Origin of the sequence: Nocardioides albidus (genome assembly GCF_006335005.1) — a bacterium.
GTDB lineage: Bacteria > Actinomycetota > Actinomycetes > Propionibacteriales > Nocardioidaceae > Nocardioides > Nocardioides albidus.
In genome coordinates, this window is the sequence record NZ_VDMP01000016.1 from 98,594 (window position 1) to 121,523 (window position 22,930).

Consider the following 22,930-nt stretch of genomic DNA (forward strand, 5'->3'; position numbering starts at 1 on the left):
CGGAGCGCGTCGTACTGCGGCCGCGCGGGTCGTACGAAGATGTGCTCGATGTCGAAGGCGACCGCCCGGCGGCCCTTGAGCGCAGCCCGCTCCGGGTAGGTCTCGTCGGGCGGCACGCGGTCGTCGAAGTCGGCGTCGGCGGGCAGCGGAAGGTGCTCCGCCCCGGTGGCCGACACGGGGTCCGCGAACCGGGCGCCGGTGAGGAAGCGCACCCGGTCGCCCCGCGCCGCGAAGTGGCGGGCGACGCCGAGCAGCGGGGTGACGTGGCCGTGGATGGGGACGCTTCCGATGAGTATCGATGCCATGGCGCCACCTCATGTCCGTCGCAGGGACATTCCGTCCCTTCAAGGTAGTATTGACTCCTGTGAGACAGGACTCAATATGGGGAAGGTAAAACGTGCCTACCGCTCGGACCTCCGGGCGCGTCAGGCCCACGAGACCCGCCGCCGGGTCGTCGCCGCCGCGGCGCGGCTCTTCACCGAGTCGGGCTACGCCGGCACCACGCTGGCCAAGATCGCCGCCGAGGCCGGCGTCTCCCCCGAGACCGTCCAGTCGCACGGGCCGAAGGCAGCGCTGCTCCGAGCCGCCATCGAGCTCGCCGGCTTCGGGGTCGAGGGCGTCGACGACTCAGCACAGCTCGACCAGTGGCAGGTCGCGCTGGCGGCCGAGGAGGACGAGCTGCCCGAGGTCTGCGGCCGCATCCTCGCCCGCACCCACGCCGCCATGGCCGGCCTGATCGAGGCTCTGGTCGGCGGCGCCGGCAGCGACCCCGAGTTGCGCGACTACTACGCCGACATGGTCGCGGGGATGCGCACCCACTGGCGGCGGATGTTCGACCTGCTCGACTCCCGCGGCTGGCTGCGGGACGACCAGCCCTTGAAGCAGGCCGCCGAGGGATGGAGCGCGATCGCCAGCCCCGAGACCCACGTCCGCCTCGTCCGGGACTTCGGGTGGAGCGACAGGCGGTACGCCGCATGGATCGCGACGATGATGCGGACCACGGTGCTGCGGGAGCGGTGATCCGGCGCTCGTACGTCGACCGGCAGAGCGGACCACTCCACGCACGGTTCATCCGGTGTTAGTGTCCCGAACGTGCAACTTCGCCCGGCCTACGCCGCCTTCGCCGTCATCCTTGCGTTCACCGCCTCGGTCGCTCCGGCCGTCGCGAAGCCCGCCCCCGGTGTCACCACCGGCAGCGGGCTGGTCTTCAAGGTCAATCCGGTGCAGTCCAGCGGCGACCAGTCGCTCGTCGACGCCAAGGACGCGGCCGGCGCCGTGCCGGCGAGCGAGTACGCCACCGTCCCGCTGCGGAACCTGGACGGCTCCGGCTACCTGCGCGGCACGTGGGTCACGGTCGAGTCGGCGACCGGCACGCCGGCGTACTCCGCCAGCGGCGTCTACAACTACGACCGCAAGGACGACCAGTTCGAGCAGGTCATGGCGTACTTCTGGGTCAACCAGGCGCAGGAGTACATCCAGTCGCTCGGCTTCGGCTCGACGCTGCGCCCGGTCGTGAAGCAGTCGTTCAGCGTCAAGATCGACCAGTACGGCGGCGACAACAGCTACCAGACCGACAAGCCCTATCGCATCCGCCTGGGCAAGGGCGGGGTGGACGACGCCGAGGACGCCGAGGTGATCGTGCACGAGTACGGCCACGCGGTGCACGCCTCGCAGGTGCCCGGCTACGGCACGTCGCTGGACGCCGGATCGATCGGCGAGGCGTGGGGCGACTATCTCGCCGTGTCGGTCGGACTGGACGCGGCGCAGGAGTACGGCTGGCCGGTGGCGGCGCCCGAGGCCTGCGTCATGGACTGGGACTCCACGTCCTACACCGCTGGCCCGGTGCACTGCCTGCGGCGCCTCGACACCGACCTGACCGTCGCCGACCGCAAGGGCGAGGTGCACTACGACGGGCAGATCTGGAGCCGCGGGCTCTGGGACGCCCGGGCCGGATACGAGTCGCTCGGCCTGACCTCGCGCGACTTCGACACCACCGTCATCGACGCTCAGTTCGACTTCGCAGCGGACACGTCCTTCGACGCGGCGGCGAGCGCGATCTACGCCAAGGCGCTCACGCGGGACGGCGCCGCGGCCGCGGACGTCATCGAGGACGCCTTCGCCGCCCGCGGCATCACCGTCACTCCCTGACCACCCACCGGCGTCACCGCTTGGTTCTCGGCAGAACGTACGCCGTACCGTCCATGGCGTAGGTCGGGCTGATGTCCATCGCCTCGAGGATCGTCGGCATGATGTCGATCGACCTCACCTCGCCGCGCAGGTCCTTCGCGGACAGGTCGGCACCGGCGAAGACGATCGGGATCTGCTGGGAGCTGCGCTGGATGCCGCCGTGGTCGCCGAGGACCGAGTACGTCGTGTCGTCGGGCAGCGTCGCGACGAGGTCCGGGCCGTAGGGGGCGGCCTGGGTGTCGACGAGCTCTTGTGCCTTGCGGGTGAACCACGACTTCTCACCGCCGGAGTGCATCCGCTCCCAGCGGATCGGCGAGACGCGGTCGAAGTGGTCGCCGTCGCGTCGCCACACGGCTGTCACGTCGGGAAGGGTCTCCATGATGGCGGCTGCCTCGGCGACGGCGGCCGGGGACTGGTCCTTCAGCCAGACGTTGAGCGAGGAGTCGCTGTAGGAGAGGCCGACGTTGCCCGTGTCGATGAGCGGCTGCAGCGCGTCCTGGGGCTGGTCGTAGAAGACGTCGTTCTCGGGATCGCCGTAGTACCAGTTGTAGAAGCCGTAGTCGTTGGCCGGCTCGAAGTCGCCGTGCCAGTGTCCGTCCTCGGCGGCGACCGAGCCGTGGTCGGCGGTGAGGACGACCAGCGTGCTGTCGAGCTCGCCGCTGTCCTCCAGCGCGTCCATGATCCGGCCGATCTGCGCGTCGGCGGTCGCGGTCGCGAACTCCATGTGGGTCATCGGGTCGTAGCCGGGCGTGGCTCCCTCGGGGTCGTTCACGCCACCCCACATGTGGGCGGCCTTGTCGACACCGGGAAGGCTGACGAAGATGCCGCTCCAGGCGTCCTTCTCGCGGCTCATGATGTCGAGCACAGCATCGGTCGCCCAGACGTCGCCGCCCTGGTTGTCCGGCTCGTCGCCCACCACGTAGCGGTCGTCGGTCGCGGGGTAGAGCTGGGCGGGAAACTGAAGCGTGTCGTAGCCCTTGTCCCGCTCCACCCAGTAGCGCGAGCCGCACGGTCCGACGAGGTACGCCGGCGGCGTCGGCACGCCGGTCGGCATCCGGTAGCGCACGCCGTCGCAGGCCGGGCCGCTCGCGAACGTGGCGACCGAGGTGTTGCTCGAGCCGGGACCGGCGAGGCCGTACGCGGCGTACCCCTTCGGGCTGACGGTGAAGACCTTGCCGCTGTCGTCGAGGTAGTCGGAGAGGTGCGGGTATCCGGCATGCCTCTGCAGCGCCGACATCTGGTCGTAGCCGAAGTTGCTGGTGATGTAGAGCCCGCCCTCGGGACCGAGCACCCCGTCGACGTCGCGATAGCCCTCGTTGGTCCAGCCCATGTGCTTCGGGAGCATGCCCGAGGTGATCACGTTGTGGGAAACCACGGTCACCGAGCCCGTGTGGCCGAGGTAGCCGCGCGGACTGTCGACACCGTCGGCCATCAGCGCCTCGACGTTGTCCATGTCGTACTTCTCGACGATCTCCCTGCTGAGGGCGTCGACGACGATGATCACGACCTTGTCCGGCACCGCCCGCGGCTCCGGCTCGGCCGCCGCCCCGGTCTGAGCTCCTGCGACGGCGCCGACGCACGCCACCAGGCCGGCGACGAGAACGACGAGACGGCGACGAGCCATGACCCACCCCTTTGTCCGGACGACTCCGGTCCGCCGCAGAGCCGATCCACGAACGTTAGCGGTCCGGTGTGACCTGCGCCACACACCTTGTACGCCGACGGCCCGGCTCCTCCGAGGAGGAACCGGCAGACCTGAACGCCGAAGGCGGCCATCCCGTCCGGATGACCGCCTTCGGCATTGTCGAGAATGTCGCTCAGACTCAGCTGCAGCCGCTGGTGCTGCCGCAGCCCTCGCAGACGTAGCAGGAGCCGGCGGGGCGCATCTTGGTGCCGCAGGTCAGGCACAGCGGGCTGTCGACGGCGTGGCCGGTGATCTGCTCGAGGAGCTCGGCGGTGGTCTTGGCGACCTTGACCTCGGGGGCGCCGGCGAGCGGGTCCTCGTCGACGACCTCTGCCTCGACCGGGGCGGCCTTGGCGACCGGCGCGGACTCGAGCAGCTCGGAGGCGTTGCCGGTCTCCTCGACGGGCTCGTAGGAGCCGGTCTCGAGGTGGCGCTGGCGCTCCTCGGCGGAGTAGATGCCGAGCGCCGAGCGCTCCTCGAAGGGCAGGTAGTCCAGCGCCAGGCGGCGGAAGACGTAGTCCATGATCGACTGGCTCATCCGCACGTCGGGGTCGTCGGTGAGGCCGGCGGGCTCGAAGCGCAGGTTGGTGAACTTCGAGACGTAGGTCTCCAGCGGGACGCCGTACTGCAGGCCGATCGAGACGGCGATCGAGAAGGCGTCCATCACGCCGGCCAGGGTCGAGCCCTGCTTGCCGAGCTTGAGGAAGATCTCGCCGAGCGAGCCGTCGTCGTGGGCGCCCGAGGTCATGTAGCCCTCGGCGCCGGCCACCGTGAAGGAGGTGGTGCGGGCCTGGCGCGACTTCGGGAGACGCTTGCGGGTCGGCGCGTAGACGACCTTCTCGACGACCTTCTCCACGATCTTCGCCTCGGCCGCAGCGTCCGCGGCGTCGGCCGCGTCCTTCTTGGCCTTGCCGCCGCCGTCGGCCAGCGGCTGGCCGACCTTGCAGTTGTCGCGGTAGATCGCGGTGGCCTTGAGGCCGAGCTTCCACGACTCGAGGTAGATCTGCTCGATCTCCTCGACCGTCGCCGACTCCGGCAGGTTGACCGTCTTGGAGATGGCGCCGGAGAGGAACGGCTGGCAGGCGGCCATCATCAGCACGTGGCCCATGGGCTTGAGCGCGCGCTCGCCCATCGCGGTGTCGAAGACCTCGTAGTGCTCGGGCTTGAGGCCGGGAGCGTCGACGACGTGGCCGTGCTCGGCGATGTAGGCGACGATCGCCTCGACCTTCTCAGCGTCGTAGCCGAGCTTCTTCAGCGCCCGCGGCACGGTCTGGTTGACGATCTGCATCGAGCCGCCGCCGACGAGCTTCTTGAACTTCACCAGGGAGAAGTCGGGCTCGATGCCGGTGGTGTCGCAGTCCATCATGAAGCCGATGGTGCCGGTCGGCGCGAGCACCGAGGCCTGCGCGTTGCGGAAGCCGTTGGTCTTGCCGAGCTCGACGACCCTGGCCCACTCCTCGCTGGCGAGCTTGTGCACCTCGGCGTCGGCGATGTGCAGGGTGCGGACGTCGTCGTTGGCCGCCTGGTGCTTGCGCATCACCCGGTTGTGCGCCTCGGCGTTGCGGGCGTAGCCGTTGTAGGGGCCGACGATCTTGGCGAGCTCGGCCGAGCGGCGGTACGACGTGCCGGTCATCAGCGAGGTGACGGTGGCCGCCATCGCCCGACCGCCCTCGGAGTCGTAGCCGAGGCCCATCGCCATCAGCAGGGCGCCGAGGTTGGCGTAGCCGATGCCGAGCTGGCGGTAGTCGCGGGTGGTCGCGCCGATCGCCTCGGTCGGGAAGTCGGCGAAGCAGATCGAGATGTCCATCGCGGTGATGATCAGCTCGACGGCCTTCGCGAACAGGGGGGCGTCGAAGGTGTCGTCGTCGCGCAGGAACTTCAACAGGTTGAGCGAGGCGAGGTTGCACGAGGAGTTGTCGAGCGACATGTACTCCGAGCACGGGTTGGACGCGGTGATCCGGCCGGTCTCGGGGTTGGTGTGCCAGGCGTTGATCGTGTCGTCGTACTGCAGGCCCGGGTCAGCGCAGGCCCAGGCGGCCTCGCTGATCTTGCGGAACAGGGTGCGGGCGTCGACGGTCTCGATGACCTCGCCGGTCATCCGGGCACGCAGGCCGAACTCGGTGCCGTTCTCGACGGCGCGCATGAACTCGTCGTTGACGCGCACGGAGTTGTTGGCGTTCTGGTACTGGACCGAGGTGATGTCCTTGCCGCCGAGGTCCATGTCGAAGCCGGCGTCGCGCAGGGCGCGGATCTTGTCCTCCTCGCGCCACTTGGTCTCGACGAACTCCTCGATGTCGGGGTGGTCGACGTCGAGGACGACCATCTTGGCCGCACGACGCGTCGCGCCGCCCGACTTGATGGTGCCCGCGGAGGCGTCGGCGCCGCGCATGAAGGAGACCGGGCCGGAGGCGGTGCCGCCGCTGCTGAGGAGCTCCTTGGAGGAGCGGATCCGGGAGAGGTTCAGACCGGCGCCGGAGCCGCCCTTGAAGATGAAGCCCTCCTCCTTGTACCAGTTGAGGATCGAGTCCATCGAGTCGTCGACCGAGAGGATGAAGCACGCCGAGACCTGCTGGGGCGCGGTGGTGCCGACGTTGAACCAGACCGGGGAGTTGAAGGAGAAGTACTGGTTGACCAGCAGCCAGGTCAGCTCGTGCTCGAAGACCTCCGCGTCCGCCGCGCTCGCGAAGTAGCCGTGCTCCTTGCCCGCCTTGACGTACGTCGACACGACCCGGTCGATCAGCTGCTTGAGCCCACGCTCCCGCTCGGGGGTGCCGACCGCGCCGCGGAAGTACTTGGTGGTCACGATCGTGGAGGCGTTGAGCGACCAGAACTCGGGGAACTCGACACCGAGCTGCTCGAAGACGGTCTCGCCGGTCTTCCAGTTGGTCTGGACGACGTCGCGCCGCTCCCAGGTGATCTCGTCGTACGGGTGCACGCCCTCGGTGCTGAAGACCCGCTCGATCTTCAGCCCGGTCTCGGGGTAGCTGGCCGTCTCGTTGGACGTCTGGCTGCGGGCCGTCTCGGTCATGGCTCTCCTGGTCTCCTCTGGTGCGGCGGTCGGCGATGCCGCAGGGGCGGCGGAGCTCCTGCGGAGGACGGGGAAGGATGGTGGCCCGGCAGGCAGCTTCCCCACTACCTGCCGGGCGTCTGTGGTCAACCCGTGGTCGCGGGCTGGGCTCCCTCGGACTGCAGCTGGTGCTCGGCCCGCAGCAGGGAGATCTCGTTCTCGAAGTCGGCCGCGGACTCGAAGCCGCGGTACACGGAGGCGAAGCGGAGGTAGGCGACCTCGTCGAGGCGGCGCAACGGCGGCAGGATCGCCAGGCCCACCTCGTGGGCGGCGATCTCGGGGCTGCCGGCCAGCCGGAGCTGGTCCTCGACCTCCTGGCCCAGCCGGGCCAGGTCGTCCTCGTTCACCGGGCGACCCTTGCAGGCCTTGCGGACGCCGGCGACGGCCTTCTCGCGGGTGAACGGCTCGGTCGCGCCGGAGCGCTTGAGCACGGTCAGCTGCATGGCCTCGACGGTCGTGAACCGCTTCTCGCAGGTCGGCGCCTGGCAGACCCGGCGGCGGCGGATCGAGCAGCCGTCGTCGGAGACGCGGGAGTCGAGGACCTTGGTGTCGTGGTGCTTGCAGTACGGACAGTGCATGGTCCCCTCCTCCCGAGGCTACGGCCTGTGAACAACTCCCCTCTCCTGTGGAGAAGAAGGTCGAATCTGTGCGTTTCCGATCCGGTCCTGTGGGTGACGAGGTGTCGCCCTGTGGACTAGATGTGGAGAACTACATCGTTGTAACTACTAGATGTAGTGGTAACCGTACGCCCCGGCCACCAGCGATGCAAGCGCGGGCCGCAACGACTTGGGACCGACTCCCCCAGCAGGAGAGTTTGCGCAGGTCACACCGCCGAACGACCCGAGATGGCAGGGGAACCGGCATGGGAGCCGGGGCCGGAACCGGGGCCGGAACCGGGGCCGGAACCGGGGATGGAACCGGGCGCGGGAACACGTCGGAACAGGGCGTCGGGCGGGTTGGCTGACCGATCCGCCCACCCATCGGCAAGAATGACCGCCGTGGCAGGTGGCAAGCGCGCGGGCGACCGGTCGAGGGCGAGATTCCGTCCCGACCTGCTGCTGCTCGCCGTCGGCATCACCTTCTCGCTCGTGGCGTGGGGATACCTCGTCATCGCGGCGATCGACTTCGGCGCCACCGCCCGCCATGACGGCAGGACCAGCGCGTGGGGCCTGCTGGCGGTGGCCGCCCTGGGCGCCATGCTCTGCCTCTTCCTCGCGTTCATGCTGGCGGCGCGGTTCTCCCGGGCCCTCGGCCTGAGCCCGCACCACGAGCCGCGCTCCCCGCGCGATCCCGCCGCCCCCAAGGGCGGCAAGCGCGCGGCACGCTGATCCGGACGCGCGAAGGGCGGGATCCGGTTCGGTCGGATCCCGCCCTTCGCCCCTTTCGTGGCCGGCACCGTCCCGGCCGGCGCCGTCCCCGGGCCGGGACCGGCCCATCTCCACTGGGGTCGAGGCAGCGGAGAAGTGGTGGTGGTCGCGCGGGGCGCTACTGCACGGGAACGCGGAGGTCCTGGCCGACGTAGACGACGCTGCCGTCGAGGGTGTTGAGCCGCTGGATCGTCTCCATCATGTCGCGCACGTCGTCACCCGAGGTCGCGGCGGCGTCGCTGGCGATGTCCCACAGGGTGTCGCCCGGCGCCACGGTCACCAGCCGGACCTCGGCGGATCCACCCTCGGAGCGCGTGGCCGCGGATCCGGCGGCCAGCCACACCGCGGCGAGGGCCACGACCACGAGCGCCAGCACGAAGACGACCAGGCGCCCGCGCCGGGTCAGCCGCACCTGGCCGCGGGCCGCGGGGCGGCGGGCGCTCGTGGCGCGGCGGGTGGAGCTGACGCGGGGGGCGAGGGCGATGGTGCTCATGGTGACCTCCGGGGAAGTGGTGGCGCCGTGGGTGGTGGAACGGTGGTTGGTGGAACGGTGGGGTGCTGGGTCATTCCTAGACAGGGGGTCCGACAGAAGCCTCTCGATCAGGCGTTCGATCGAACACGTGTACGAGATTAGATCAGGTGTTCGAACAAGTCCAGCATCGTTCGAAAGTCCGTTCGACCGGCGTGTCGCGACACGCGGTTCGAACAGACGTTTGAAACCGGCGGTCGCCTTCGGTTAGCGTCGGCACACGGGCCCGGTCGTTCCGGGCCGCAGCACCCGATCCGATCTGGAGGGCGATCCATGGCTGAGCGCAAGGGCACCGGAGCCAAGGGCACCGCGGGCAAGGGCGAGGCGAGCCGCGTCGCCGAGCTGCCCGACGGGCCCACCGACGCGACCGGGCTGACGCCGCGCCAGCAGCGGGTGCTGGCCCACATCAAGGACAGCATCGAGAAGCGCGGCTACCCGCCGAGCATGCGGGAGATCGGCCAGGCCGTCGGGCTCACCAGCACCAGCAGCGTCGCCCACCAGCTGCGCACCCTCGAGGAGAAGGGCTACCTCAAGCGCGACCCGAACCGTCCGCGCGCCCTCGAGGTCTTCCTCCCGGAGGTGATGGCGGCCCGCCGCGCGATCGGTCACGTGGCCGGCGTCGAGGATCCCGAGCGCCAGCCCTACGACGAGACCGGGATCGGCGACTCCGTGCCGGTGCCCGCGAACGTCCCCGTGGTCGGCCGGATCGCCGCGGGCGGCCCGATCCTCGCCGAGGAGCGGATCGAGGACGTCTTCCCCCTGCCCCGCCAGCTCGTCGGCGACGGTCAGCTCTTCCTGCTCGAGGTCAGCGGCGAGTCGATGATCGAGGCCGCGATCTGCGACGGCGACTATGTGGTGATCCGTCAGCAGCCGACCGCCGAGAACGGCGAGATCGTCGCGGCGATGATCGACGGGGAGGCCACCGTCAAGACCTTCCAGCGCAAGGACGGCCAGGTCTGGCTGCTCCCCCACAACCCGGCCTTCGACCCGATCGACGGCACGAACGCCACCATCCTCGGCAAGGTGACAGCGGTGCTGCGCCGGGTCTGACCTCGCGCTGCCCCCCGGTGACATAGGGTCGGAGCGTCCTGTCGTCCGACCAAAGGCCGGTCCTGATGCCTCGTCGCAGCCACTTCCCCTTCCTCGGGCTGCCCCTTCGCCTCCTGCTCGGCGCCGTCCTCGCGGCGCTGTTGGTGGTCCCGCTCCTCGGCACGGCCGCGCAGGCCGATGGCTCCGGTCCGGCCGATCCGGCCGATCCGGCCGTGCCGGTCGATATCGACGACACCGTCTCCCAGGAGAGCGCCGAGCACGCGCTCGCGACGGTCCAGGACATCGTCGCCTCGGCGCCGGCCGGCGACCCCGCGGGCTCCGCGGACGCCGGCGGTCCCGCCGAGGCCGCGGACCTGACCCTGGCGCTGCGCGACCTCGCCGTTGCCCGCGACGACCTGCCGAAGGATCTGCAGGACGACGCCGCACGGCTGCTCGCACGGCCGAGCACCGGCAACCGCCCGCCGGACCCCGGCGGCATCGAGTGCTCCCCCGGCTCGGGTCTGCCCTGCTACACCGCTCCCGAAGCGGCACCCGAGTGCGGCTCGGCCAGCGGGCTCAACCTGTGCGTCCACTACGTCCAGGGTGCCTACGACCCCGGCCACCAGACCGACGCCCCTCCCGCCAGTTACCCGGCGTACGTCCTGCACAACGTGATGAAGAACGTCGTGCAGCGCTATGCCGCCGCCGGGTACCGGCTGCCGCAGGGCGATGGGGCCAACGGCGGTGTGACGGCCTTCCCGGTCAGCCCGGCCAACACCCCCAACACCTTCGACGTCTACCTCGCCGACCTCGGCAAGCGCGGCCTCTACGGCTACTGCACCACCGACCAGCGCGTCCCCGGCCACGTGACCGCGCCGGCGTACTGCGTCCTCGACAACGACTACGCGGAGTACGGCCCGGTGCCCGGCCCGGTGGGCAACCTGCAGGTCACCGCCGCTCACGAGTACTTCCACGCCGTGCAGTTCGCCTACGACATCAACGAGGACGGCTGGTTCATGGAGGCCACCGCGACCTGGGCCGAGGACGAGGTCTACGACGGCGTCGACGACAACCGGCAGTACCTCAAGGGCGGCCCGCTCGGCCGGCCGGCGCAGCCGATGGACCATCGCAAGGGCATCGCGCCCTACGGCGCGTGGATCTTCTTCAAGTACCTCAGCGAGCGCTTCCCCCAGGTCAGCGGCGGAATGCCGGTGATCGTGCGCGACATCTGGAACCTCGCGGCCGGTGAGGCGAACGCCCGCCAGGCCCTCGGGGCGGCCCTGGCAGGGCGCGGCACCGACCTGCGCACGCAGTTCGGCTGGTTCGCGGCCGCCAACCGGCGCCCCCACCTCAACTACTCCGAGGGCGCCTACTACCCGCGCGCCCGGCTCTGGCGCGGCGTCAAGCTGACCGGCTCGCGCCGCTCGGTCTCCGACAAGGCCACGCTCAAGCACCTCGCGGCGCGGACCATCCGCTTCAAGTCCAAGGTCCACGGCAAGGCCCACCTGCGCGTCCACGTGGACGGACCGAAGCGCAAGAAGGGCGGCTACGTCCTGGTGACGATCAAGAAGAAGGGCCAGGCTCCCGCCACCAAGCTGGTCAAGATCAACCGCAAGGGCGACAAGACCAAGCGCTACAAGTTCGGGAAGTCGGTCACGTGGGTGGAGATCACCTTCGCGAACGCCGGCAAGAAGGACTCGACCGTGAGGGTCAGCGCGCGCGTCACCCGGTGACGGCGGACCCGGAGAGACGGCCGAGCGCCTGGCGCACGACCGCAGGGTCGCTCGTCGTCCACATCGGAGGCAGGCTCGCCCTGAGGAACGAGCCGTAGCGGGCGGTCGCCAGCCTCGGGTCGAGGACGGCGACCACCCCACGGTCGTCCGTGGTCCGGATCAGCCGTCCGGCGCCCTGCGCGAGCAGGAGCGCGGCGTGGGTGGCCGCCACCTGCATGAACCCGTTGCCGCCGGCCTTGTCGGCCGCCTTCTGGCGCGCGCTCATCAGCGGGTCGTCGGGACGAGGGAACGGGATCCGGTCGATGATCACCAGCTGACAGGTGTCGCCGGGCACGTCGAGGCCCTGCCACAGGCCGAGCGTGCCGAACAGGCAGGTGTGCGGGTCCTCGACGAACTGGCGGGCCAGCTCGGGGAGCTGCGCGTCCCCCTGGGCGAGGGTGGTGAGGTGCGGCAGCGCCCTGCGGACGTGCTCGGCCGCGGCCTCGGCGGCGCGCCGGCTCGAGAACAGGCCGAGCGTGCGCCCGTCCGCCCTGTCGACGAGATCGGTGATCTCGTCGAGCTGGGCGCCCACGAGACCGTCGCGGCCCGGGGGCGGGAGGTGGCGGGCGACGTACAGGATCCCCTGACGGGGGTAGTCGAACGGGCTGCCGACGTCGAGTCCGCGCCAGGGCTGGGCGTCGTCGGGCCAGTCCTCGCCCGGCGCTGCCGGTGCGACCCTTTCCGACGGCTTGAGGCCCACCGAGCCGGCGACCGTCGCGAAGTCGCCGCCGAGCATGAGGGTGGCCGAGGTGAGGACGACGGTGTTGTCGGCGAGGAGCTTGTCCCTCATCTGCGCCCAGACCTGGAGCGGGGCGATGCACAGGGTCGGCGGGATCCGGTCGGTGCCCTCCGTGCGCCACAGCACGTCGGCCTCGGAGTTGGCGGCCATCCGCTCGGCGGTGGCGAACACCTCCTGGACCATTCCCTTGGCCTGGGTCAGCGCCGCGTCGGGGTCGCTGCCGGCCTCGGCCTTCGGGAACGCGCCGGCGCAGGCGCGAGCCGCGTCGCGCACCAGGACCAGCGCGTCCGCGAGAGCCTCGGGGACCCGCTCGAACCGGCCGGCGGGGGCGTCGGTGATCGCGGCCCGCAGCGCGTCGGCGGCGTCGGCGAGGTCCTCGGCCTCGTCACCCTCGACGTGGCGGATGCTGCGACGCGCGGCCCGCTCCACCTCGGCGGCCCACAGCTCGTCGGTCGCCGCCTGGGTGACCCGGGCGGCGAGCTCGTGGGCCTCGTCGATGACCACGGCGTCGTAGTCCGGGATCATCGGGATCCCCTCGATCGCGTCGATCGCGAGCAGCGAGTGGTTGGTGACGATCAGGTGCGACTTGTGCGCCTTCTCCTTCGCCCGCTCGGCGAAGCACTCCTCGCCGAAGGGGCACTTCGTGGCGCCGACGCACTCGCGCGCGGTGACGCTGATCTGGCGCCACTCCTTGTCGGTGTGCCGCGGCGCGTCGTCCCGCTCGCCGGTGCCCCGGTCCTCGGCGGCCCTCTCGGCCCACTCCCGCAGCGCCAGCACCTTGCGACCCATCGCGCCGAGCGCGTCCTCGGCCTGGATCAGCTCGCCCTGCTCGTCCGGGGCGCCCTCACGGACGCGGTGCAGGCAGGCGTAGTTGGAGCGTCCCTTGAGCACGGCGTACGACGCGTCGACGCCGGGGACCGTGCCGACCGCCTTGACCAGCCGCGGGAGGTCGCGCTCGACGAGCTGGTGCTGCAGGGCGAGGGTCGCGGTCGCGATCACGACCCGCCGGTCGTGGAGCAGGGCCGGGACGAGATAGCCGAGGGACTTGCCGGTGCCGGTGCCCGCCTGGACGAGGAGGTGCTCCTTGTCGGCGAAGGCCTCCGCGACCGCCTCGGCCATCGCCACCTGGCCGTCCCGCTGCTGGCCGCCGAGAGCCTCGACGGCGGTCGCGAGCAGGTCGCGGACCGCGGAGGTCCGGTCGGCGGCGGTGGTGGTCACCGGAGAACCCTAGATGGTCGCGCCGACCACCGCCCGCGCCCCTCCACAAGCGGCTCGGAATCACCGGAACGGACCGTCGCGGACGATGCCGAGGAGTCCGTCGACCGTGATCGAGTGGGGGTCGACGTCGGCGAGCCACCAGGTCGCGCCCGCCGCCTCGAACGCCGCGAGATCGGCCGTGACGGGCAAGGGCACGGCCACGTCGTACGGCGCCCGCCGGTCGTCGCGCAACGCGTGGATGCCTGCGACGGCCTGCGCCAGCTGGTCGGGATGCTCGAGGTTGACCGGCACGAAGCCGTCGTGGCGCGCGGCACGGCGCAGGGGCGGCTGCTTGCCGGGGAAGCCCGCCGTCCAGATCGGGACGGTCCCCCGCACGGGGCGGGGCAGGAAGGTGACGTCGTCGAGGGAGCACGCGTCGCCGTGGTGGCTGACCGGCTCACCCGACCATGCGGCGCGCAGGACCTCCAGCGACTCGTCGAGGAGCCGCGCGCGCCGACGGTCGTCGACCTCCTCGCCGAAGCGGGAGAACTCCTCTCCGAACCGGTCGCTGCCGAGACCGGCGCCGAGGACGAGGCGCCCGCCGCTCAGCCGGTCGAGGGTCGAGCTCTGGCGGGCCACGACCTGCGGTCGGCGTCGGGCGAGCGCGCTCACCATCGGACCGAGGAGGACCGAGGACGTCCTCGCCGCGACCGCCGCGAGGGTGGTCCACGGGTCGGCGAGGGCCTCGACCGGCGGGCGCCAGCGCAGGTGGTCCCAGACGAAGACGCCGTCCCAGCCGTGCTCCTCGGCAGTCACGGCCAGCCGTACGACGACCGCCGGGTCGGCGAGCTCGTCGAAGAGCGGCAGCCACACCGCGGACCTCATGACGTGTGCTCGGCGAGGGCGGCGACGAACCGGTCCCACGCCGGCTCGAGGACCTCGTGACCCGAGTCCGGAAGCACCACCAGCCGCGCGCCCGGGATGGCGTCGCGCAGCGCCTCGCCGTGGTGGGGCGGGAAGACGGGGTCGAGCTCGCCCTGGACGACCAGCGTCGGCGTCCGCAGGTCCGTGAACCCGCCGCCGCGCGGACCGTCGAAGTCCATGGCGAAGTGGTTGACCAGCGTGGCCCGCAGGTCCCGGGTGCGGGCGACGTCGGCGGTGGCGAGCACGCGGGTCGCGTCCTCGTCGAAGTGGGGCGACCCGCCGGCGTACGCCCGGAGCACCGCGACGAGGTGGTCCACGACGGCGGCCGGGTCGCGCGGGTCGGGGTCGGGCGGAGTGTCGAGGTCGCCCATCGGCAGCTCTCCCGTGGTGGTGCTGACCAGGGTGAGCGAGCGGACGCGGGTGGGGTGGTCCACGCCGAGGACGAGGGCGACCCCGCCGGACATGGAGCGGCCGACGACGTGGGCGCTGTCGATCCCGAGAGCGTCGAGCAGGGCGACGGCGTCCGCGGCCAGGTCGCGCAGTCCGTAGCCGGGCGCGCCCGCGGGAAAGCTGCTCGAGCGGCCAGTGTCGCGCTGGTCGTAGCGGACGACGAACCGTCCGGCGGCGGCGATCCGGCGGCACAGCTCGTCCTCCCACCACAGCATCGAGGCACAGGCGCCGTGGATCAGCAGGACGGCCGGGTCGGCGGCGTCGCCGAAGGTCTGGGCGCACAGGGTCACGCCGTTGCAGTGGTAGGTGGTCTCGATGTCCGTGGTCATGCCTCGACGCTAGGCTCGCCCGATCATCGTGAAAAGCGATGCTTCTCGATGGTCATGATCGCTCTGTACGATCATCACGATGTACGAGCTGCGCCATCTCCGGGCCCTCGACGCGATCGCGGCCGAGGGCACGTTCGCCCGCGCCGCGCAGCGACTCGGCTACACCCAGTCCACCCTCAGCCAGCAGGTCGCCGCCCTCGAGCGAGCCGTCGGTGGAGCGGTCTTCGATCGGCCCGGCGGCCCCCGCCCGGTCCGGTTGACCCCGCTCGGCCGGGTCGTGCTGGCCTCGGCCCGCGACGTGCTCGAGGCGGCCGGAGCCGCCGAGGAGGCGGTGGCACGCTTCCACGCCGGCGACGGTCGCGTCGACATCGGCACCTTCCAGACGGTGACCGACGCCCTCCTCCCGGCGGTGGTGCGACGGCTGCGGGAGCGGCACCCCGGCTGCGACATCCGGCTCGTCGAGGACGAGGCCGCCGAGCCCGATCTCGGCGAGCTCGACGTGCTGTTCTTCGACCGGCCCGGGCCCGACGACGCCGACAGCATCCTGCTGCTCGAGGACGAGCACGTCCTCGTCGCGTCGCCCGGCGCGTTCCCCGCCGGGCCGGTGCCCCTGGACCTCCTGCACGACGCGCCGACGATCGCTCTGCCCCCCATCTGCGACCAGCGGGAGGTCGAGGAGCACCTCGCCGCCCGCGCCGTCGTCCCCCGCGTGGTCTTCCGCACCGCCGACAACCGCGCCGTCACCTCGATGGTCCGCGCCGGGCTCGGCTGCGCCGTGATGCCGGTGCTGTCCCTCGGCTGGCCCGAGCGACCGCGCGGCGTCGTCCTCCATCCGCTCGAGCCCGCACTGCCGCCGCGCCGCGTCTTCGCCCTCACCCGAGGCGCCCTCTCCCCGCTCGCCGAGGAGGTGGTCGCGGTCGCCAGCCGGGTGGCGCGCGAGGTCAGGGACGCGGGCGGCTGCCGGGCCTGAGCCTCGGACTCCTCGATCGAGGCGGAGCCCGGATCAGGGCTCCAGCAGAGCGCGGACCCGGCCGGCCACGCGGTCGCCGAACACCCGCTGTCCGGCGGCGTCGGGGTGCAGTCGGTCGGGCTGATAGGTGAGATCCACGTCGAGCATCGAGAGGTACGCCGTGCCGTGGCCCGCCGCCAGCCGGGCCAGGGTCGCGTCGACCGCGGCCACGTCGGCGCGCGGGAGCAGCGGGGCCGGCGCGGGCCCCACCACCAGCACCCGACGTCCCGCGAGCGTGCGCATCAGCCGCGCGAAGCCGGCCTCCAGCTCGGCGGGCGGCTGGTCGACGTCGTTGAGCCCGCCCTCGACCACGACCAGGCCTCCGCCGCCCGGCGCACGCCGGAGCGCCGCCCGCGTCGCGTAGGACACGTCGCCGCACGGGCTCGCCCCGACGCTGAACCCGCTGCCGGAGAATCCGTCGACCCGGACCCGACCGGGCAGCCGGACCGGCCACGACTGTCCGGGCTCGACGCCGGCGCCGACCGAGTAGGAGTCGCCGATCACCAGGACGCGGCCGCCGGATCCGCTCACCAGGGCGCCCCGCTCGGCGGCCTGCTCCTCCTTCGCCCCGCAGGGGTCGGCTCGCGCGCCGGCGCGCGCCAGCACCGTCGTGCTCGCCGCGACGGCGAGGACGACCGCGAGGATCCCGAGGAGGAGGCGATGCCGAGTCACGCCCGGATCATCCGTCGTACCTGACGATCTCGTTGCCGAATCGCGGAATTCGCAGCCGAATCGTCAGGTGCGATGCGCCACCGTCAGACGGCGTACTCGGCGAGCTCGCCTGCGAGCGCCTCCGTGGCGCGGCCGGTGACCCGGGTGCCGTCGGCGGTGTGCTCGAGGGTGCCGATCTCCCCGTCCTTGTGGATCCGGTCGATCAGGTCGCCGCGCGCGTAGGGCACGAGCACCGTGAACTCCACCCGCGGGCGCGGGAGCTCGGCCTCGACGGCGGCGATCGCGTCGGCGATGCCCTCGCCCGTGCGGGCGGACACGGCGACGGAGTGCGGCTCGCGGCGCAGCACCCGGTCGACGACGACCGGGTCGGCGGCGTCGACCTTGTTGACCACGACCAGCTCGGGCACGTCGGTGGCGCCGATCTCGGCGAGCACCTCGCGGACCGCGGCGAGCTGGCCCTCGGGGTCGGGGTGCGAGCCGTCGACGACGTGGACGATCAGGTCGGCGTCGGCGACCTCCTCCAGGGTCGAGCGGAACGCCTCGACCAACTGGTGCGGGAGATGGCGGACGAAGCCGACCGTGTCGCTCATCGTGTAGACCCGCCCGTCGGCCGTCGCCGTACGCCGGGTGGTCGGGTCGAGCGTCGCGAAGAGCGCGTCCTCGACGAGCACCCCCGCACCGGTCAGCCGGTTGAGCAGGGAGGACTTGCCGGCGTTGGTGTAGCCGGCGATCGCGACGGACGGGATCTCGTTGCGGCGGCGCTCCTGGCGCTTGGTGTCGCGGGTCCCCTTCATCACCTTGAGCTCGCGGCGCAGCTTGGCGATCTTGTCGTTGATGCGGCGGCGGTCGGTCTCGATCTTGGTCTCACCGGGACCACGACCACCGATGCCCTCACCGCCGGCGGCCCGGCCACCGGCCTGGCGGGACAGGTTGCCACCCCAGCCGCGCAGACGCTGCTTCATGTAGTTGAGCTGGGCGAGCTCGACCTGCGCCTGGCCCTCCTTGGACTTCGCGTGCTGGGCGAAGATGTCGAGGATCAGTGCGGTCCGGTCGACCACCTTGACCTTGACCCGGTCCTCCAGGTTGCGCAGCTGGGAGGGCGCGAGCTCGCCGTCGCAGATCACGGTGTCGGCGCCCGTGGCCTGCACGATCTCGCGCAGGGCCTCGACCTTGCCGCGCCCGATGTACGTCGCCGGGTCGGGCGAGCTGCGGCGCTGGTAGATGGCGTCGAGGACCTCCGAGCCGGCGGTCTCGGCGAGGAGGGCGAGCTCGGCCATCGCGTTCTCGATCTCGGAGATCGCACCGCCGGTCCACACGCCGACGAGGACCACGCGCTCGAGGCGCAGCTGGCGGTACTCGACCTCGGTGATGTCCTCGAGCTCGGTGCGCAGGCCGGCGACCCGGCGCAGCTCATGGCGCTCGACGAGGTCGAGGTCGCCGGTGGTCAGGTCGGGGTCGGGCTCGTCCGCGTAGCCGGACTCGAAGTCGTCGAGCTCGATCTCGGGGTCGTCCCAGCCCTCGGTGGCTCGCAGGGCGGCGTCGAGGGAGAAGTCTTCAGCACGGTTCGTCATAGGCGTATCCAGCGTAACGACGAGCGCGCCGAGATGCTTCCCGATTACCTCCCGCTACCGGGATCCGGGGCGACGGCGAGCGCACCGCGCCAGATCCGGAACGGCACCGAGGTGCGCCACGTGCTGTCGGTGAACGGCGCGACCGGCGTGACCGGCACCGTCGAAAAGAGACGCCGACGGGCGTAGCCGCCGGTGCCCCGCCATCGTTGGGCCGGGCGTGAGAGTTGTTCGGCCGGGGGGCGAGAACCGAGCATGGATCGTGATCGCGGTCTGCGTCGTGGTCGTGGTGATCAGCGTGCTGGTGGGCCGCGGCGGCTCCGACGAGGACCGTCCCGCCACGCGGCGCGATCCCGACCTGCGTGCGCCGGCGACCGGGGCCACGCCGACCGACCTTCCCTCGAGCAGCCCGTCAGCGTCGGCATCGCCCTCGGCGCCCTCGGGCGCGGCCGGGCCGGGCGGGTTCTCCACCGATGGACTCCCGCCCCTCACTCTGCCCGGGCTTCCCGGGAAGGGTGGGAACGCGTCGCTGCCCAAGATCCGCATCCACCTCGAGGTGTTCTCGAAGGCGCCGATCGGCATCGTCGGCTACCAGGTGCCGACCAGCCTCACCGACTCCGCCGGCACGGACGAGGGCGTGGGCACCCATTGGTCGCTGGACACGATCGCCTACGGCGAGCCCGACTACGCCCGCCTGTTCTTCGGCGCCGGGCCGACGGGGACGCCGGTCACCTGTGTCATCACGGTCGACGGGAAGGTCACCGAGCGGCGCTCGACGGAGGGCCCGTACGGCCGGACGATGTGCCAGGGCTGAGCATGACGTCGCCCGGCCACCGCAGGTGACCGGGCGATCGCAACGGCGCGGGTCCTACTTCGGGGGCATCCGGATGCCGCCGTCGACGCGCACGACCTCGCCGTTCATGTAGGAGTTCGTCAGGCACTCGATGACCATGCTGGCCAGCTCGGCGCCGGTCCCGAGACGCCTCGGGAAGAGCACGCTCTCACCCAGCTTGGCCTTGAACGCCTCCGCCTGCTCGCCCTCGCCGTAGATCGGGGTGTCGATCAGCCCGGGGGCCACGGTGTTGAGGCGGATCCCGGCCGCGGACAGGTCACGCGCGACCGGCAGGGTCATGCCGACGACGCCGCCCTTGGAGGCGGAGTACGACGCCTGGCCGATCTGGCCGTCGAAGGCGGCGACGCTGGCGAGGTTGACGATCGCGCCCCGGCAGCCGTCCTCGTCGGGCTCGTTCTGGCTCATCACGGTGGCGGCCTGGCGGACCATGTCGAAGGTGCCGATCAGGTTGATCGCGACGACCTTCGTGAACGCCTCGAGCGAGTGGGCCGACTCGAGCTGGCCGTCGCGGCCGATGGTGCGCTGGGCCCAGCCGATGCCGGCGGAGTTGACGACGGCGCGCAGCGGCGCGATCTCGGCGGCGGCCCGGACGGCGCCGGCGATCTGGTCGGTGTCGGTGACGTCGACCTGGGCGAAGACGCCGCCGATCTCGGCGGCGAGGGCCTCGCCCTTGTCGGCCTGCAGGTCGGCGACGACGACGGTGGCACCCTGGGCGGCGAGCGCGCGGGCGACGGCCGCGCCGATGCCCGAGGCGCCGCCGGTGACGATGGCGGAGGATCCGGTGAGTTCCATGGTCGGGAGCATAGGACCACCCCGGGTCACCGTGACACCGGGAGTGTCACGGTCAGAGATCGGTCGTGCCCTCGGCGACGACGACCGCCGGGCCGGTCATCAGGATCCGGTCGTCGGTGGTCCAGGTGATGCGGAGGGTGCCGCCGGGCAGGTCGATGCGGTACGCCGTGTCGCGGGCCGCGCCGTCAGCCAGGGCCGTGGCGACCATGACCGCGCACGCGCCGGTGCCGCACGACCGGGTCTCCCCCGAGCCGCGCTCGTGGACCCGCATCGCGACGTGGCCGGGCCCGCGCCGTACGACGAACTCGACGTTGACGCCCTCCGGGTAGGCCGCCGGGTCGTAGGTGGGGGCCTCCGTCAGCGGGCCGGCGTCGGCGAGGTCCTCCCCGTCCCCCAGGAAGGCGACCGCGTGGGGGTTGCCCATGTCGACGTGCAGGGCGGGCCAGGTCCGCTCGCCCACGGCCACCGCGGTCACCTCGACGACCTTCGGGATGCCCATGTCGACGGTGATCTCGCCGTCGGCCGCCCCGTCGGCGAAGGTCAGCACCTTGACCCCGGCGCGGGTCGCCACCGGCACGGGCGCGGACGGGTCGATCAGACCCTGCCGGGCGAGATGGCGACCGAACACCCGCACGCCGTTGCCGCACATCTCGGAGACCGAGCCGTCGGAGTTGCGGTAGTCCATGAACCACTCCGCGTCCTGGCCGGCGGCCGCGGCGCCGGCCGCCGCGGCGCGGACGACCCGGAGCACGCCGTCGCCGCCGATGCCCGCCCGGCGGTCGCACAGGGCGCGGACGCGCTCGGCGCTCAGCTCGCCGTGGACGGTGGCGTCGGGATCCGGCAGGAGGACGAAGTCGTTCTCGGTGCCGTGGCCCTTGAGGAAGGGGTACACACCTCAAGGGTAGGGGTTGGTCACGGGGCCGGTGTCACGACTCCGGCCGACCCGCCACCGCGGCGGGTCGGCTCGGCCACGGCCGTCAACCGTCCGTCCGGGCCGAGCTCGACACCGGCGACGGCGCCGATCTCCGCCGCGCTCGAGCCGGGCGGTCCCGCGACCGTGAACGCGTGTCCGTACGCCGCCAGCGCGGCGCCGTACGCGTCGACGAACGCCTGCTCGGCGCTCACCCTGGCGGTGTTGCGCTGCGTGGCTCGCGGCGCGGCGACGGCGTCGGGCAGGGACATCCCGAGGGACAGCCGGTTGACCAGCACCTGCAGCACGGTGGTGATGATCGTCGAGCCGCCCGGCGAGCCGAGCGCGAGCACCGGCCGGCCGTCCTTCAGCACGATCGTCGGCGACATCGAGCTCCGCGGCCGCTTGCCCGGCTCGATCCGGTTGGGGTCGGCGGGGTCGTAGACGGTCGAGAAGTCCGTGAGCTCGTTGTTGAGCAGGAAGCCGCGGTCGGGGACGACGATGCCGGACCCGCCGGTCTGCTCGATGGTGAGCGTGTAGGCCACGACGTTGCCCCACCGGTCGGCCGTGGTGAGGTGCGTGGTGGACAGGTTCTCGGTGTCGGTGTCCTGCTGCGCCGTCCCCGCTGGTGCGTCGCAGACGCCGTCGTACGACGTCACGTCGCCTGCCGGGACCGGCTTGACGGCCGCCGCGTCCGGGTCGAGACGGCAGGCGCGCTCCTCGGCGAAGGTGTCGTCGAGGAGGTCCTGGGTCGGGACGTCGACGAAGGCCGGGTCGCCGACGTACCTGCCGCGGTCGGCGAAGGCGAGCGCGGTGGCCTCGAGGTAGTGGTGCAGCGTGGGGACCGTCCCCGTGGGCGCCGTCTGCTCGAGGATGTTGAGCGACTCCCCCACCGTCGTGCCGCCCGACGACGACGGCGCCATCCCGGTGACCTCGTAGCCCTGGTAGCCGACCCGGGTCGGCGCCTGGACCAGGGCGCGGTAGGCCGCGAGGTCGTCGGTGGTCATGGAGCCGGTCGGCACCGGGAGGTCGGTCGCGCCGCTGAGCGGCGGATCCTGCACGGTGCGGACGACCTCGGCGCCCAGGTCGCCGGCGTAGAGCCAGTCGACCCCCTGGGCGCCCAGCTGCCGGTAGGTGCGGGCGAGGTCGGGGTTGCGGAAGGTCGTGCCGGGCTCGGGCACGCCGTCGGCGAGGAACAGGTCGGTGCTGCTGGTGAAGGTGCGGAAGCGCTCGGCGTTCTCGCGGGTCTGCAGGGCGAAGGTGTCGTCGACGACGAAGCCGTGCTGGGCCAGGCGCGCCGCCGGGCGAAGGGCCTCGGCGAGGGAGAGGCTGCCCCACCTCTCGAGCGCCGTCTCCCAGGTCGCCGGCGTCCCCGGCACCCCGACCGAGACGCCGCTGGTGACCAGGTCGGGCGAGAACGGGTAGGGCTTGCCCGTCGCCGGGTCGATGAACGCGTCGTGGGTGATGCCCGCCGGCGCCGTCTCTCGGCCGTCGATCGTCTCGACCGTCCCGGTGGCGGCGTCGTAGTGGACGAAGTAGCCGCCTCCTCCGATCCCCGCGCTGTAGGGCTCGGTGACGCCCAGCGCCGCGGCCGCGGCGACCGCCGCGTCGACCGCGTTGCCCCCTCGGCGCAGGACGTCGAGGCCGATCGCGGTCGCGTCGGGGTCGACCGAGCTGACCGCACCGCCGTAGCCGGTGGCGGTCGGCACCTTCGGCGGCGGCTGGGGCCCGGGCTTCGCCGCGGCAGGACCCGGGACGGCGGCGCCGAGCGCGGCGGAGGCGGTGACGACGGTCGAGGCGACCAGGACGGTGAGGGTACGACGCACGATGTCCTCCCGAGACAGCGAACCGG

At 72.0% G+C, this 22,930-nt stretch carries 20 protein-coding genes; 7 read left to right on the forward strand and 13 right to left on the reverse strand.

Annotated features, from left to right (window positions below):
• A partial coding sequence (locus tag FHP29_RS22155; protein WP_420813383.1) for a glycosyltransferase occupies positions 1 to 305 on the reverse strand: 305 nt, incomplete at its 3' end.
• A 76-nt stretch (positions 306 to 381) separates the two neighbouring features.
• Between FHP29_RS22155 and FHP29_RS22160 the strand changes: the two genes are divergently transcribed.
• Positions 382 to 1,020 carry a TetR/AcrR family transcriptional regulator gene (locus tag FHP29_RS22160; RefSeq protein WP_205013858.1) on the forward strand — a complete coding sequence of 213 codons (639 nt, stop codon included), beginning with the start codon at positions 382 to 384 and terminating at the stop codon, positions 1,018 to 1,020.
• 72 nt (positions 1,021 to 1,092) lie between these two features.
• A complete protein-coding gene (locus FHP29_RS04040; protein ID WP_139621563.1) occupies positions 1,093 to 2,148 on the forward strand; it encodes a gluzincin family metallopeptidase in 1,056 nt (351 codons plus the stop codon).
• A 13-nt stretch (positions 2,149 to 2,161) separates the two neighbouring features.
• On the opposite strand, the gene FHP29_RS04045 is transcribed toward FHP29_RS04040, so the two are convergent.
• The 3 genes from FHP29_RS04045 to nrdR form a co-directional block, all read right to left on the reverse strand.
• Positions 2,162 to 3,811 (reverse strand): alkaline phosphatase family protein, encoded by a 1,650-nt coding sequence (locus FHP29_RS04045; RefSeq protein ID WP_139621564.1) that lies wholly within the window; start codon positions 3,809 to 3,811, stop codon positions 2,162 to 2,164.
• A gap of 199 nt (positions 3,812 to 4,010) precedes the next feature.
• On the reverse strand, positions 4,011 to 6,899 hold the full coding sequence (locus tag FHP29_RS04050) for a vitamin B12-dependent ribonucleotide reductase (protein ID WP_139621565.1): 2,889 nt from the start codon (positions 6,897 to 6,899) through the stop codon (positions 4,011 to 4,013).
• Between the two features lie 125 nt (positions 6,900 to 7,024).
• Entirely contained in the window at positions 7,025 to 7,516 is a 492-nt protein-coding gene (gene nrdR / locus FHP29_RS04055; RefSeq protein ID WP_139621566.1) for a transcriptional regulator NrdR, read from the reverse strand.
• A gap of 420 nt (positions 7,517 to 7,936) precedes the next feature.
• On the opposite strand from nrdR, the gene FHP29_RS04065 reads away from it, so the two are divergent.
• The gene (locus FHP29_RS04065; RefSeq protein WP_139621568.1) at positions 7,937 to 8,266 is read left to right on the forward strand and encodes a hypothetical protein; all 330 of its coding nucleotides are present in this window, start codon (positions 7,937 to 7,939) and stop codon (positions 8,264 to 8,266) included.
• A gap of 157 nt (positions 8,267 to 8,423) precedes the next feature.
• Here the strand turns inward: FHP29_RS04065 and FHP29_RS04070 are convergent, their stop codons facing one another.
• Positions 8,424 to 8,798: a LysM peptidoglycan-binding domain-containing protein gene (locus tag FHP29_RS04070; RefSeq protein WP_158296463.1), complete on the reverse strand. Its 375-nt coding sequence runs from the start codon at positions 8,796 to 8,798 to the stop codon at positions 8,424 to 8,426.
• A 309-nt stretch (positions 8,799 to 9,107) separates the two neighbouring features.
• Here FHP29_RS04070 and lexA point away from each other — a divergent pair, with 309 nt between their 5' ends.
• Positions 9,108 to 9,884, forward strand: coding sequence for a transcriptional repressor LexA (gene lexA / locus FHP29_RS04075; protein WP_139621570.1), 777 nt, complete (start codon positions 9,108 to 9,110; stop codon positions 9,882 to 9,884).
• A gap of 65 nt (positions 9,885 to 9,949) precedes the next feature.
• Positions 9,950 to 11,596 carry an MXAN_6640 family putative metalloprotease gene (locus FHP29_RS04080; protein ID WP_139621571.1) on the forward strand — a complete coding sequence of 549 codons (1,647 nt, stop codon included), beginning with the start codon at positions 9,950 to 9,952 and terminating at the stop codon, positions 11,594 to 11,596.
• Here the strand turns inward: FHP29_RS04080 and FHP29_RS04085 are convergent.
• From FHP29_RS04085 to FHP29_RS04095, 3 genes are read right to left on the reverse strand one after another with little or no spacing between them, the layout of a single operon-like run.
• Positions 11,586 to 13,592, reverse strand: coding sequence for an ATP-dependent DNA helicase (locus FHP29_RS04085; protein WP_420813384.1), 2,007 nt, complete (start codon positions 13,590 to 13,592; stop codon positions 11,586 to 11,588). The genes FHP29_RS04080 and FHP29_RS04085 overlap by 11 nt on opposite strands.
• A 60-nt stretch (positions 13,593 to 13,652) precedes the next feature.
• Positions 13,653 to 14,456 (reverse strand): LLM class flavin-dependent oxidoreductase, encoded by an 804-nt coding sequence (locus FHP29_RS04090; protein WP_139621572.1) that lies wholly within the window; start codon positions 14,454 to 14,456, stop codon positions 13,653 to 13,655.
• Positions 14,453 to 15,274, reverse strand: a complete 822-nt coding sequence (locus tag FHP29_RS04095) for an alpha/beta fold hydrolase (protein ID WP_139621573.1) — start codon at positions 15,272 to 15,274, stop codon at positions 14,453 to 14,455. The genes FHP29_RS04090 and FHP29_RS04095 overlap by 4 nt, the downstream gene beginning before the upstream one ends.
• A 79-nt stretch (positions 15,275 to 15,353) precedes the next feature.
• Between FHP29_RS04095 and FHP29_RS04100 the strand changes: the two genes are divergently transcribed.
• Positions 15,354 to 16,244 (forward strand): LysR family transcriptional regulator, encoded by an 891-nt coding sequence (locus FHP29_RS04100; protein WP_139621574.1) that lies wholly within the window; start codon positions 15,354 to 15,356, stop codon positions 16,242 to 16,244.
• Positions 16,245 to 16,277: 33 nt separating this feature from the next.
• Here FHP29_RS04100 and FHP29_RS04105 read toward each other — a convergent pair whose 3' ends face one another.
• Together FHP29_RS04105 and hflX are read right to left on the reverse strand one after the other, a co-directional pair.
• Positions 16,278 to 16,955 carry an SGNH/GDSL hydrolase family protein gene (locus tag FHP29_RS04105; protein WP_139621575.1) on the reverse strand — a complete coding sequence of 226 codons (678 nt, stop codon included), beginning with the start codon at positions 16,953 to 16,955 and terminating at the stop codon, positions 16,278 to 16,280.
• Between the two features lie 83 nt (positions 16,956 to 17,038).
• A complete protein-coding gene (gene hflX, locus FHP29_RS04110) occupies positions 17,039 to 18,526 on the reverse strand; it encodes a GTPase HflX (protein ID WP_139621576.1) in 1,488 nt (495 codons plus the stop codon).
• Positions 18,527 to 18,785: 259 nt separating this feature from the next.
• Here hflX and FHP29_RS04115 point away from each other — a divergent pair, with 259 nt between their 5' ends.
• Positions 18,786 to 19,337, forward strand: a complete 552-nt coding sequence (locus tag FHP29_RS04115) for a hypothetical protein (RefSeq protein ID WP_139621577.1) — start codon at positions 18,786 to 18,788, stop codon at positions 19,335 to 19,337.
• Positions 19,338 to 19,391: 54 nt separating this feature from the next.
• On the opposite strand, the gene FHP29_RS04120 is transcribed toward FHP29_RS04115, so the two are convergent.
• The 3 genes from FHP29_RS04120 to ggt all read right to left on the reverse strand — a co-directional run.
• Complete coding sequence (locus FHP29_RS04120) at positions 19,392 to 20,168, reverse strand: SDR family NAD(P)-dependent oxidoreductase (RefSeq protein WP_139621578.1); 777 nt, start codon at positions 20,166 to 20,168, stop codon at positions 19,392 to 19,394.
• A gap of 52 nt (positions 20,169 to 20,220) precedes the next feature.
• Positions 20,221 to 21,060: a diaminopimelate epimerase gene (gene dapF, locus FHP29_RS04125; RefSeq protein WP_139621579.1), complete on the reverse strand. Its 840-nt coding sequence runs from the start codon at positions 21,058 to 21,060 to the stop codon at positions 20,221 to 20,223.
• Between the two features lie 20 nt (positions 21,061 to 21,080).
• Positions 21,081 to 22,930, reverse strand: a 1,850-nt coding sequence (ggt, locus tag FHP29_RS04130; RefSeq protein ID WP_338036831.1) for a gamma-glutamyltransferase, incomplete at its 5' end; no start/stop codon positions are given.